The organism is Streptomyces sp. NPDC048671 (assembly GCF_055587045.1).
Map to the genome: position 1 here is coordinate 266,755 of NZ_JBVJHB010000004.1, position 12,192 is coordinate 278,946.

The 12,192-nt window shown below is 69.7% G+C and carries 12 protein-coding genes; 3 read left to right on the plus strand and 9 right to left on the minus strand.

The features are described from left to right. Nucleotides 1-298: 298 nt before the first annotated feature. A complete protein-coding gene (locus tag ACZ6S6_RS10130) occupies nucleotides 299-634 on the plus strand; it encodes a histidine phosphatase family protein (protein WP_469704711.1) in 336 nt (111 codons plus the stop codon). Nucleotides 635-688: 54 nt separating this feature from the next. Then, on the plus strand, nucleotides 689-868 hold the full coding sequence (locus tag ACZ6S6_RS10135; protein WP_362966387.1) for a hypothetical protein: 180 nt from the start codon (nucleotides 689-691) through the stop codon (nucleotides 866-868). 33 nt (nucleotides 869-901) lie between these two features. Here ACZ6S6_RS10135 and ACZ6S6_RS10140 read toward each other — a convergent pair whose 3' ends face one another. Beyond that, a complete protein-coding gene (locus tag ACZ6S6_RS10140; protein ID WP_362966385.1) occupies nucleotides 902-1,144 on the minus strand; it encodes a hypothetical protein in 243 nt (80 codons plus the stop codon). A 244-nt stretch (nucleotides 1,145-1,388) separates the two neighbouring features. Between ACZ6S6_RS10140 and ACZ6S6_RS10145 the strand changes: the two genes are divergently transcribed. Next, nucleotides 1,389-3,725: an FdhF/YdeP family oxidoreductase gene (locus tag ACZ6S6_RS10145; RefSeq protein ID WP_469704713.1), complete on the plus strand. Its 2,337-nt coding sequence runs from the start codon at nucleotides 1,389-1,391 to the stop codon at nucleotides 3,723-3,725. A gap of 12 nt (nucleotides 3,726-3,737) precedes the next feature. On the opposite strand, the gene ACZ6S6_RS10150 is transcribed toward ACZ6S6_RS10145, so the two are convergent. The 8 genes from ACZ6S6_RS10150 to bla all read right to left on the minus strand — a co-directional run bounded on the left by ACZ6S6_RS10150 (nucleotide 3,738) and on the right by bla (nucleotide 12,135). After that, on the minus strand, nucleotides 3,738-4,697 hold the full coding sequence (locus ACZ6S6_RS10150; protein ID WP_469704715.1) for a PfkB family carbohydrate kinase: 960 nt from the start codon (nucleotides 4,695-4,697) through the stop codon (nucleotides 3,738-3,740). Then, nucleotides 4,694-5,683, minus strand: a complete 990-nt coding sequence (locus ACZ6S6_RS10155) for a zinc-dependent alcohol dehydrogenase family protein (protein ID WP_362966379.1) — start codon at nucleotides 5,681-5,683, stop codon at nucleotides 4,694-4,696. Before ACZ6S6_RS10155 ends, ACZ6S6_RS10150 begins: the two co-directional genes overlap by 4 nt. After that, nucleotides 5,680-6,570 carry a carbohydrate ABC transporter permease gene (locus ACZ6S6_RS10160; RefSeq protein ID WP_362966377.1) on the minus strand — a complete coding sequence of 297 codons (891 nt, stop codon included), beginning with the start codon at nucleotides 6,568-6,570 and terminating at the stop codon, nucleotides 5,680-5,682. Before ACZ6S6_RS10160 ends, ACZ6S6_RS10155 begins: the two co-directional genes overlap by 4 nt. Continuing rightward, nucleotides 6,567-7,547 carry a carbohydrate ABC transporter permease gene (locus tag ACZ6S6_RS10165; protein WP_469704718.1) on the minus strand — a complete coding sequence of 327 codons (981 nt, stop codon included), beginning with the start codon at nucleotides 7,545-7,547 and terminating at the stop codon, nucleotides 6,567-6,569. Before ACZ6S6_RS10165 ends, ACZ6S6_RS10160 begins: the two co-directional genes overlap by 4 nt. Beyond that, the gene (locus tag ACZ6S6_RS10170; RefSeq protein WP_362966406.1) at nucleotides 7,544-8,908 is read right to left on the minus strand and encodes an ABC transporter substrate-binding protein; all 1,365 of its coding nucleotides are present in this window, start codon (nucleotides 8,906-8,908) and stop codon (nucleotides 7,544-7,546) included. The genes ACZ6S6_RS10165 and ACZ6S6_RS10170 overlap by 4 nt, the downstream gene beginning before the upstream one ends. A gap of 180 nt (nucleotides 8,909-9,088) precedes the next feature. Continuing rightward, a complete protein-coding gene (locus ACZ6S6_RS10175) occupies nucleotides 9,089-9,850 on the minus strand; it encodes a DeoR/GlpR family DNA-binding transcription regulator (protein WP_362966375.1) in 762 nt (253 codons plus the stop codon). 334 nt (nucleotides 9,851-10,184) lie between these two features. Continuing rightward, nucleotides 10,185-11,060 carry a glycosyltransferase family 2 protein gene (locus ACZ6S6_RS10180; protein WP_469704721.1) on the minus strand — a complete coding sequence of 292 codons (876 nt, stop codon included), beginning with the start codon at nucleotides 11,058-11,060 and terminating at the stop codon, nucleotides 10,185-10,187. A gap of 136 nt (nucleotides 11,061-11,196) precedes the next feature. After that, complete coding sequence (bla, locus tag ACZ6S6_RS10185) at nucleotides 11,197-12,135, minus strand: class A beta-lactamase (RefSeq protein WP_362966371.1); 939 nt, start codon at nucleotides 12,133-12,135, stop codon at nucleotides 11,197-11,199. Nucleotides 12,136-12,192: the final 57 nt, after the last annotated feature.

Genomic DNA, 12,192 nt, shown 5'->3' on the forward strand with positions numbered 1-12,192 from the left:
CCAGTACGGCGCCGTCCGAAACGGGAGATTTATCGTTTCGTCTGAAAATCGACACCGCGTCCAGGAACGGACCGCGAGCCGGTCCGGAGGCAGGAGCGGCAGCGCGGAGAGGCGGATCCAGCGGTGATCCGTCACCGCCCTCGCGCCGCCCCGCGTGATCAAACCCGCGACGGACGGCGCCGGACGCCTCGGTACGCCGTAGCCGCGACGCCCTGTGTGGATCACAAAGTGGCCGACTTTCGCCGCGCCGGCGCGAGCGTCCGGGGCCGGGCACCTGGCGTACACGCCGTTGCCGATCGTGGCCGTCCTCCCCGCCGCCGCTTCCTCCGGACGGCCGGCCGCCATCTGGCCGCAGTCGGCGCGGTGGCGGCGGTCTCCTCCGGATGAGAGATTCCAGGATCTCGGGCACGTGAAGGTGCGGGTCGATGCCTTCCTCGGCCGGGTCCGGCCGCTGCCGGACAACGGCGACGTGGCCGTCGTTGCGCACGGCCACCTGTCACGCGTCCTCGCGGTGCGCCGGCTCGGGCTCGACGCGTCGGCCGCGCGGCAGTTCGGGCACCCGCGTCCGGGGACGGTCAGCACGCTGGGTTACGAGCACGGTCGGCGTAGCGGGGGCAGCCGCGTTGACGTATGAGCGGGAGGAACGCGGGCACACGGGGTTCACCCACTTGAGAACAGGAGTTCCCCCATGCTCGCAATAGTCGCAGCCGTCCTCTTCTTCATCTCTTTCCTGATCAACGCCGCCGACATCACGACCAACGATGTCTTCTCCTCAGCGAACGTGATGCTGCTCGGTCTGACGGTCCTGGCGTTGCACGTGGCCGGGATCGGCAATGGCTGGGGGCCCGGCAGGTCACACAGACACTGATCCGCACCCCGGGCCCGGCCCCCATGCGGAACGTCACTCGGGAACTCGTGCGGCCTTCAGCCCCACGGCTGGGATGCGAACCACGGTCGGCACTGATGTGGCCATGCCGGGCGGCGGCGGTACCGTCGCCCGGCCGGCCGCGGGCGGCGGCGATACGTGCACCACGGTCCGCGGTCGGGGCGGTGGCCCGGCCCGCTGGTGGACGGCCACGCCCACGGCGAGCGCCCCGGCCAGTGCGCACAGGGCGGCCGGCGTCGACGCGGCCATCTTCTTCAAGGCTCTCCTTCGGTCCCGCAGGTACGGGATCTCGCACCGACGGCAAGCACCTTCCGCCAGGCACCGCACGGCGAAGCGCTCACAGAAAGCACACGATCATGTACTTATCGCGAGAATAGGGCGCGCGAAAGTGCGCCGCCCGCCGGGACGGGCATTCGGGGTGGCGTGCACTGACGGGTGGACATACGTTGCCGAGAAGCAACGTTCTGCCCCTCTTTGCCCGCATACCGGAAGGTCGAGAGCAGTGAGCGCCGACAGCGACGACCCGAAAGGCCTGGAGCCCGAATTGGGGCCCACTCCCGCAGGAGACCCGGAGTTCCGCCCGTACCGCCACCCCGCCGCGGGCTGGGGCGCGGCCAGGAGTGTGGGCCGTTTCCTGGTACGGGAGGGCGCGCCGGTGGAGGGTCCACGGGCGATCATGCGGATGAACCACGAGAACTCCGGATTCGACTGCCCCGGATGCGCCTGGCCCGACGACACCAAGGGGCTGCATCTGGACATCTGCGAGAACGGGATCAAGCACGTCACCTGGGAAATGACCCGTAAGCGGGTCGGACGCGAGTTCTTCGCCGCCCACTCGGTGACCGAGCTGTCCGGGTGGAGCGACTACGACCTGGAGAACCAGGGCCGGCTGACCGAACCGATGGTCTACGACCCCGGCAGCGACCACTACGTCCCGATCAGCTGGAAGGACGCGTTCGAGGTGGTCGGCGGTGCGCTGCGCGGGCTGGACGACCCCGGCCAGGCAGCGTTCTACACCTCGGGCCGCCTCGGCAACGAGGCCACGTTCCTCTACCAGCTGATGGCCCGTGAACTCGGTACGAACAACCTGCCGGACTGCTCCAACATGTGCCACGAGGCCAGCGGCCGAGCTCTGCACGCCTCCCTGGGCACGGGCAAGGGGACCGTCGACCTCAAGGACTGGGAGAGCGCCGACGCGCTGTTCATCCTGGGGGTCAACGCCGCCTCCAACGCGCCCCGGATGCTCACCGCCCTGGCCGAGGCCTACCGCCGCGGTGCCCGGATCGTCCACGTCAACCCGATGGTCGAGGCCGCTGCCACCCGTACCATCGTCCCCCACGACTTCGTGGACATGGCTCTCTTCCGGACGACCCGGACCAGCACACTGAACCTGCAGCCCCGCATCGGCGGCGACATGGCTCTCCTGCGGGGCATGGCCAAGGCGGTCCTGGAGCAGTCCGCGACCGACCCCAAGGCGCTGGACCGGGAGTTCATCGACCGCCACACCACCGGCTTCGAGGAATACCGCGCACTGTGCGAGGCCACGTCGTGGGAGGAGATCGAGAACCAGTCCGGGCTGACCCGCGCGGACGTCCTCAAGGCCGCGCGCGTGTACGGCGAGGCCGACCGCAGCATCGTCAGCTGGTGTCTCGGGCTCACCCAGCACGAACACGGCGTCGACACCGTCCGGGAGATCGTCAATCTGCTCCTGCTGCGCGGCAATCTGGGACGTGAGGGGGCGGGCCCCTCCCCCGTGCGGGGGCACAGCAACGTCCAGGGCAATCGGACCTGCGGCATCGATCACCGCCCCTCCGACGAGTTCCTCGACCGCCTCGCCGAGGTCTGCGGGATCGACCCGCCCCGTGAGCACGGCCTGGACACCGTCCGCACCATCCCGGCGATGCACAGCGGCGAGGTGAAGGTGTTCGTCGGCATGGGCGGGAACTTCGCCCTCGCCGCGCCCGACACCCCGTACACCTACGCGGCGCTGCGGTCGTGCGACCTCACCGTCCAGGTGAGCACCAAGCTGAACCGCAGCCACATCGTCCACGGCCGCCGAGCCCTCATCCTCCCGTGTCTCGGCCGTACCGAGAAGGACCATCAGCGCAAGGGCGTCCAGAGCACATCCGTCGAGGACTCCATGAGCATGGTCCACCTGTCGATCGGCATGAAGCGCCCCGCCTCATCGCATCTGCTGTCCGAGCCGGCGATCGTCGCCGGGATGGCCCGCGCGGCCCTGCCCGACAGCGCCACGCCCTGGGAGTGGTACATCGAGGACTACGACCGGATCCGGGACACCATGGCCAAGGTGCTCGACGGCTTCGAGGACTTCAACCGCCGGGTGCGGCTGCCCCTCGGCTTCCGGATCAAGCAGCCCGCCCGCGAGCTGGTCTTCCTCACCCCGTCCGGACGCGCCGAGTTCTCCAGCGCCGTTCTGCCCGATGTCGTCCCCGCCCCCGGCACCCTGGCGCTCGGCACGATGCGGTCCCACGACCAGTGGAACACCACCATCTACTCCGACAACGACCGCTACCGCGGCATCAAGAACCTGCGCACGCTCGTCTTCATGAACCGCGCCGACATGCGCGAACGCGCGATCGCCGACATGGGGCCGGTGGACATCACCAGCACCGCGAAGGACGGCAGTCAGCGCTCTCTCAACGGCTACCTCGCCATCCCCCACGACATCCCCCGTGGCTGCGCCGCCGGCTACATGCCGGAGATGAACGTGCTGTGCGCGCTCAGCGACTACAGCACCCAGAGCGACCAGCCGATCATGAAGCACCTCAAGGTCACCATCGTCAGCGCCCGTCAGGACACGTTGTCGGACGTGCCCTGACGGGAGGCCGTGTCACCGCTGACTCACACCGGCCGACGTCGGTGCGCTGTCGCGCCGCGGCCGCGAGGGCTCGGTCCCCGACTGTGCGACCACGGACGCCGCCACCTGCGAGGCGAACGTCAGCATCTCGGCCGCCCGTTCGCTCGACAGGCGTGCGGCGGCGCCGTCGCGGAACTCTCCGGCGTCGCCCAGCCAGTTGAGCACCCCTGCCATGAACGCGTCGCCCGCGCCGATCGTGTTGACCACGTCGACCCGGACCGCGGGGACGGAGACCTCTCCCCCGTCCCGGGTGAAAGCCGTGCTGCCCGCGGGACCACGGGTGAGCACCACCAAACGGTTCCCCGCGGCCAGTTGTGCGCAGGTCTCCTCGGGGGCCGCGCCCGGCCAGAGCGCTGCCATGTCCTCGTCGCTGACCTTGAGGACCTGTGCCAGTTCGCACAGTTCCCGCAGCCGGAGCACGGCGGACCGGTTGTCGAGCGTGCGGTCCTCGCGCACGTTGGGGTCGACCACCAGCACGGAGCGCCCGGCCCCGGCGCGCGCGGTCGCGGCCACCGCCTCGGCAGCGGGCGGGACGACCGCGGCGAGCCCGCCCGCGTACACCGCGCCGAAGCGGCCCACCTCGGCCGTGCGATCGGGCAGCCGGAAGGTGGCGGTGTCCTGCAGATGGAAGTGGTAGCCGGTGCCGTCGGGGCCCGGGTCGGCCACCGCGAGCGCGGTGGGCAGCTCCGAGCGTGCGCACAGGCCCAGTTCCGTACCGGCGCAGACCAGCCGCTCCTCGATCAGCCGGGCGAATCCGTCGCCGCCGAGCGCCCCCGCGAACCAGCTGGGCGTGCCCAGCCGGGCCAGTCCGGCGGCGACGTTGGCGGGAGCCCCGCCCGGCTGGGCCCGGTGCGTCCGCGGATCGTCCGTGGCGGGCACCAGGTCGATGAGCGCCTCGCCCATCACCAGTACGGCATCGGGGCCACCGGTCACGGCTCGACCACGATCTTGCGGCCCTGCCCCGCCTTGAACCGCTCCAGGGCAGCGGGGTACTGCTCCAGCGGCAGCCGGTCGCTGATGAAGACCGCGGGGTCGATCACTCCCCCGGCGAACAGTGCGGCGGCCCGCTCGTAGCTGTGCAGCACCGCCATCGAGCCGGTGATCGTGATCTCCTGGTTGTAGATCCGGTACGGCTCGATGACGGCTGTCGTCGCGTAGTCGGCGACCCCGAACTGGAGGAACGTGCCTCCCTTGGCGACCCGGCCGAGCCCGTCCTGGATGGCGCCCGCGTTGCCGGTGGCGTCGACGACGACGTCCCAGCCCCGTACCGTCTCCAGCTCATCGGCCGAGGCGGCGGAGCGCGAGACGCCGAGCTTGGCCGCGGTGGTGAGCCGGTCGGGGTTGACGTCCAGCACATCCACGGAGGCGGCTCCGGTGCGCTTGGCGAGCTCCAGCATCATCAGCCCCATGGTGCCGGAGCCGTAGATGAGCACCTTGGCTCCGAGCGTGGAACTGAGCACGTCGTAGCCGCGCACCGCGCAGGACAGCGGTTCGATCAGCGCCGCGGTACGTACGTCGACATGGTCGGGGAGCTTCACACAGTTCGCCACCGGGGCGACGGCGAACTCGGCGGCCCCGCCGGGCTTGCTGACCCCGATCGCGTTCCAGTTGTCGCAGAGGTTCCCGCGCCCGCTGCGGCAGTAGTGGCATTCGTGGCAGTGCAGCGACGGATCGACGGCGACGTTGTCTCCGACGGCCAGCTCGGTCACCTCGGAGCCGGTCTCCACGATCTCGCCCGCGAACTCGTGGCCGGGGATGATCGGCAGCGCGGGTGCGAACTCGCCCTGGAGGATGTGGAGATCGGTGCCACAGAGTCCGCAGGCCTTGACGGCGACGACCACGTCGCGGGGGCCCGGGGTGGGGTCGGGGACGGTCTCGACCGACACCTTGCCGATGGACTCGATGATCGCAGCCCTCATTTGACAGCTCCAAGAGAAAGGCCCTGGACGAGTTTGTCCTGAGCGGCGAAGCCGGCGGCGAGCACCGGCAGGGACACGACGACGGACGCGGCACACAGCTGGGCGAGGAAGAGCCCCTGGCTGGTGACGACGCTCGTCAGGAAGACCGGTGCGGTCTCGGCCGCCACCCCGGTGAGCACCCGGGCGAAGAGCAGCTCGTTCCAGCTGAAGATGAAGCAGATCAGCGAGGTGGCCGCGATACCGGGAGCGGCCACCGGCGCCACCACCCTGACCAGCACCGTGGGCAGCCGGGCGCCGTCGACCTGTGCGGCTTCGATGATGGAGACCGGCACGTCCGCCAGGAACGACTGCATCATCCATACCGCGATCGGCAGGTTCATCGAGGTGTAGAGGATGACGAGGAACCAGATGTTGTCCAGCATCCCGGTGTTCTTGGCGAACAGGTACACGGGCAGCAGCCCCGCGACGACCGGCAGCATCTTCGTGGACAGGAAGAAGAACATCACGTCCGTCCACTTCTCCACTCGCTTGATCGAGAGCGCGTACGCGGCGGGGAGCGCCAGTACGAGCACGAAGAGCGTGGAGAACACGGATGCCGTCAGGGAGTTGATCAGCGGCGGCCAGGGGCTCGCCCCTCCGTCGGCGCCGAAGAACACCCGGTATCCGTCGAGGGTGAGGGACGCGCCGAGCGACGGCGGGTTGGTCGCCGCGTCGGCCTCCGAGTGGAAGGAGGTGAGCAGCATCCAGAGGGCGGGTGCGCAGAAGACGATGCCGACGACCCAGGCGATCAGGCCGAGAGCGGTGGAGCGTCGCCTGCCCCTGCGTGCCACACGGGCGTGGTCGCCGCGGCCCGCCTCGGGGGTGTGCGGAGCGGTCAGGGTACTCATGCGCGGCCCGCCTCCTCACTGAAGAGGGACGAGACCACACGCAGGGCGAAGGTCGCGACGACGATGGTGCCGATCACCACGACCACGCCCGCGGCGGACGCCAGTCCGTATTCGTGAGCTTGGTAGAAGGTCTGATAGATCGTGTAGGGGAGGTTGGCCGTGCCGAGGCCGCCGGCGGTGATGGTGAACACCGCGTCGAAGTTCTGCACGATGTAGATCGAGCCGAGCAGTACGCCGAGCTCCAGGTAGCGGCGCAGATGCGGCAGCGTCAGGTAGCAGAACATCTGCCAGGCGTTCGCGCCGTCCAGCCGCGCGGCCTCCATCTGTTCGGTGGACCGGCTCTGCAGCCCGGCGAGCAGGATGAGCATCATGAACGGGGTCCACTGCCAGACGAGGGCGGTCGCGACCGCGACCAGCGGCATGTCGGAGATCCAGTCGGGCTGTCCGGGGCTGTCGGCACCGAACAGTCCGGCGAACCATGCCCAGCCCCCGTTCAGCAGGCCGTACTCGGGGTTGAACAGCAGGTGCTTCCACATCAGTGCCGCCGAGACGGGCACCAGCAGGAAGGGCGTGATCAGCAGCGTGCGGACGAACCCCCGGCCGATGAACTTGCGGTCGAGCAGCAGGGCGAGAAGGAGCCCGAGCACCACGCTCACGATCACGACGCCCGCCGTGAGCAGGACCGTGGTGAACACCGAGTCCCGCAGACTCGGGTCGCTGAACACCTCCCCGTAGTTGGCGAACGCGCTGAAGCTGCGTGCGTCGGGCGAGAGCGAGTTCCAGTCGAAGAACGAGACCACCACCGTCGCCACGAACGGCAGTTGGGTCACGGCTATCAGGAAGATCAGGGCGGGCAGCAGCGGGGCGCGGGTGGCCCAGGCGCGGGCCCGGCCGGGCGCCTTTCCGGTTCTGCGGGGCGCGGAGACGCCTGGCGCGCCGGCCGGGACGAGTTCCGGTGTGGAGACTGGGGCACTCACTTCTGCTCCTTGCCGACCTTTTCGGCGAGCGCCTGCGAGGCCTTCAGGGCGTCGGACACCGACTGGCGGCCGGCGATGGCGGAGCTGATCTCCTGCGAGACCTTGGTGCCGAGGTCGGTGAACTCCGGGATGTCGACGAACTGGATGCCGACGGTCGGCCGCGGCTGGGTGCCGGGGTCACGGGGGTTCGCGCTGGAGATGGCCTGCTGGGTGACGCTCGCGAACGCGGCGGCGTCCTTCAGGTAGTCCGGGTTGGAGTACGTCGACGCGCGCTTGCCGGCGGGCACGTTGGGCCAGCCGACCGTCTTGCCGACGAGGTTCTCGTACTCCTTGCCGGAGGCCCAGGAGATGAACTTCCAGGCACTGTCGGTCTTCTTGGAGGCCTTCTGCATGCCCCAGGCCCAGGTGTAGAGCCAGCCGGAGCTTTCGGTCTTCTCGACGGGCGCGGCCACGTATCCGACCTTGCCCTTGACCGGGGAGCCGGAGGCCTCCAGCGATCCGGCGCCCGCGGTGGCGTCGTACCACATGGCGGTCTTGCCCTGCGTCATGTTGTTGAGGCACTCGGCGTATCCGGACTGGGGCGCACCCGCCTCGCCGTGCTTCTTCACCAGGTCGACGTAGAACTGGACGGCCTTCTTGAACTCCGGGGAGTCGAGCTTCGCGTTCCAGTCCTTGTCGAACCAGGTGCCGCCCATGGTGTTGACGACGGTGGTCAGCGGGGCGATGACCTCGCCCCAGCCGGGCAGCCCGCGCAGGCAGATGCCCTTCATACCCCTCTTGGCGCCATCCGCCTTGGCCGCCAGGTCGGCGACCTGCTGCCAGGTGGGCTTCGCCGGCATCTTCAGGTTCTTCTCGGCGAAGATGTCCTTGCGGTACATGAGGAAGGACGACTCGCCGTAGAACGGCTCGGCGTAGAGCTTGCCGTCCTCGGCGGTGAGGGATTCCTGCAGCGGCTTCAGGATGTCCTTCTGGTCGAAGGCCTTGTCCTTGGCCGTGTACTCGTCGAGCGGGTGCAGCCAGCCGTTCTTCGCGTAGAACGGCACCTCGAAGTTGCTGATGGTGGCGACGTCGTACTGACCCGCCTGGTTGGAGAAGTCCTGGGTGATCTTGTCACGGACGTCGTTCTCCGGCAGGACCGTGAAGTGGACCTTGATGCCGGTCTCTTTCGTGAAGTTGTCCGCGGTGAGCTTCTGCAACTCGACCATCTGCGGGTTGTTCACCATGAGCACGTTGATCTCGTCGTTGCCGCTGGACGAGGCGCCGCCGCCCGCGCCGCTGCACCCGGCGAGCAGGGCCGTAAGGGCGACGCCCGTACCCAGACGGACACTCAGCCTGCTTCGACGTTCCTGGTGGTGGAGCATGTGGTTCTCCTGATCGCTCATCATCGAGGGATTTCCTGTAAGGGGCATGTCAGCCATCCCGGCTGACGGGCGGGGCTTCCGACTACTGGGGACGAAGACCGGGGGTACGGGGGCTGCGGGGGCAGGGGCCGCGGTGGGGGCCGGCTGCGGGACGGACTGTGGGGCCGGCTGCGGAGTGCGTCAGGCGCGGATGACCTGCGGGCCGAGCCGCGAGTAGCGCTGTGCCTCGGCCGAGGGAAGACCCGTATCGGTGACGATGGACTCGAAGTCACCTACCTCGGCGAAGCGGCAGAAGCTCACGGCGCCGAACTTGGTGTGGATTCCGGCGAAGACACGGCGGCGGGCGCTGCGCATGGCCTGGGCCTTCACCTCGCTCACGGCCGGGTCGGGCGTGGTCAGGCCGAATTCGCGGGAGATCCCGTTCGCCCCGACGTACGCCAGGTCGATGACGAATCCGGCGAGCATCCGGGTCGTCCAGTGGTCGACCGTGGCCATCGTGGAGCCGCGCAGCCTGCCCCCGAGGAGCAGCACGGTGATCTTCTCCGCGTCGGCGAGAACGGTCGCCACGGCGAGGGACGCGGTGACCACGGTCAGGGGCCGGCCCCTGGGCAGTACCTCGGCGACGAGCATGGGCGTGTGGCCCTCGTCGATGAACACCGTCTCCGCGTCACCGAGGAGGTCGGCCGCGGCCGCCGCGATCCTGGACTTCTGGGGTACGAGCCGGCTGGCGCGTGTGGCCAGCGTCGTCTCGAAGCCCGCGCTCTCCACCGGGTAGGCGCCGCCGTGGGTACGGCGTACGAGACCGTGCTCCTCCAGGATGTGCAGATCGCGCCGGACGGTCTCCTTGGCCACCTGAAGCGTCCCGGCCAGTGCGGTCACTTCCACCGACCCGTCGCGTCGGGCAATCTTGAGGATCTCTCGTCGGCGCTCGTCGGTGTCCACGACACACTTCCCTGCGTTTGCTGCGAACCAGGCCCCGTTCGGGCTCATGAGTCGTTTGTACAAGCAAGGCACCCACGGCGACCAGGCTCTTCACAGCTTCGCCTGTGCCCGTTCGCGCCCGTTTCACCGAGGGCGTATCAGCTGGTCAGGCCGCATGAAGCGGTTGCCCTCGCCCGGACCGCTGCCCGAATGAGGCCCAGCTCGCGCCCGAACGGCGCCCGCGGCGGTCGGCAGTCTCCCCTCCGCAGAGGGAACCACTGCCCGTTTCCGCAGGCGGCGCGGCCTCCCGTGTGGGCGGGGCGCTCGCCCCGGCCCACTGCCGCCGCGGTGGCCGTCAGAGGATCGGAGGGCGTCCCAGCCGGGTCATACGCCACACGGTGCGCCACTTCATCGGTTCGCGCGGGCCGCACGGCGTCCGCAGCCCCTCGGCGAAACCGCCCCACCAGGCCTTCAGACCGGCCGACGAGCGCATCCGCACCATGGCGAGGGAGATCCACACGCCGAGATAGACCGGGATCAGCGGCATCGGGAGACGGCGTCGGGCCAGCCACACCCGGTTGCGGGCGGTGAACCGGTAATGGGCCGCGTGCCGGGCCGGCGACGTCCTCGGGTGCTGGAGGACGAGTTCGGGTTCGTAAAGGATCTTCCAGCCCGCGTCGAGGGCACGCCAGGCGAGGTCGGACTCCTCGTGTCCGAAGAAGAACTCCGCCGGCCACAGGCCGATCCCGTTGAGCATGGGCATCGAGAAAGCGTGTCCGCCCCCGAGGAAGGCGGTCACCGGACCACGCCGCATCGGATCGCCGGCGCGCAGCCGGGGCACCCAGCGACGCTCGGTCAGCCCGTTCTCGTCCGCGACCCGGAACCCGACGACGCCGAGCCCGGGGTCGTTCGCGAACAGGCGCTGAACCCGGCGGAACACGTCGTCGGCGATGAGCAGGCCGTCGTCGTCCAGTTCGATGACGACATCCACCTCGCCCGACTCGCTCAGCAGCTCCAGCCCGGCGTTGCGGCCACCGGGACAGCCCAGGTTCTCCCCCAGCGGGATCTTGGTGACGTCCGCCGTGATGTCGGTGAGGGGCGTCGCGTTGCCGACCAGGACCACTCTCGCCGCCGGCACGTCCTGCTTCTCCACCGAGGCGAGCAGGGCGTCCAGCTCCCTCGGGCGAGTGCCCATCGTGACGATGACAACTCCGAGGCGCGGCAGTGGCATGGTGGCTTGCTCCAGCAGTCGGCGAAAGAAGCTGATGTTAGTGCCCGAGCCGGCCTCGCCGTGACGGACACCGGCCGGCACACACCGCACGACCGCCTCGGCCGGTCGCCGGAGGATCACCGGTCCTCGGGCTCGGCTACGCGATTGCGCCGAGGGCGACTTTCGCGGCTCGGGCGATGAGGGCGTCGTCGCGTTCGGCGTCCTTGGTGTCGCGGCGGGAGAGGACGGCCAGGGTGATCGGGGCGGCGCCGGGAGGCCAGATGACGGCGATGTCGTTCCGTGTGCCGTAGCCGCCCGTGCCGGTCTTGTCCCCGACCTGCCAGTTGTCGGGAGCGCCCGCGCGGATGGTGTGGTCGCCCGTGGTGTTGCGCCTGAGCCAGTCGGTCAGCACGGCGCGCTTGTCCGCGGGGAGCGTGCTGCCGAGGACGTACGCGCGCAGGCCGGTGGCCATGGCGCGGGGTGTGCTGGTGTCGCGGAGGTCGCCGGGGGTGGCATCGCTGAGCGCGGTCTCGTAGCGGTCGCAGCGGGTGACGTTGTCACCGAGCGCGCGGAGGGCGTCCTGCAAGGCCCTGGGGGAACCGAGTTCGTGGAAGAGGAGGTTGGCCGCGGTGTTGTCGCTGTAGCGGATGGCGGCGTCGCACAGCTCACGGAGGGTCAGTCCGGTGGCGAGGTGCTTCTCGGTGATCGGCGAGGCGCTGACGAGGTCGTCGCGGCCGTAGCGCACGAGCCGGTCCATCTGCCGGAGCGTGTTCTTGTCCAGTACGGCTCCGGCGAGCAGTGCCTTGCAGGTGGAGGCGTAGGCGAAGCGCTCGTCGGGCCGGTGGGTGACGGTCCGGCCGCTGCCCGTGTCGAGCGCGTGGACCCCGAGCCGGGCGTCGAACTTCCGCTCCAGTTCGCGGAATGCCTGTTCGGTACGGGGATCGGCTGGGGGCGACGCGGAGGACTTGGAGGTGGAGGGGGCCGGGTCGGACGAGGCGGGTGCGGCGGCGTCCGGGCCGGTCGTGCATCCGGTGAGGGGCAGGACGGCGAGTCCGGCCAGTACGGCACGGCGGGAAACGGGAGTTCGAGAGCGCATGGCATGCGTGCTTTCTGTTCCGAGGGGACGCGTCTCCACCGCCGGGGGTGAAGCGCC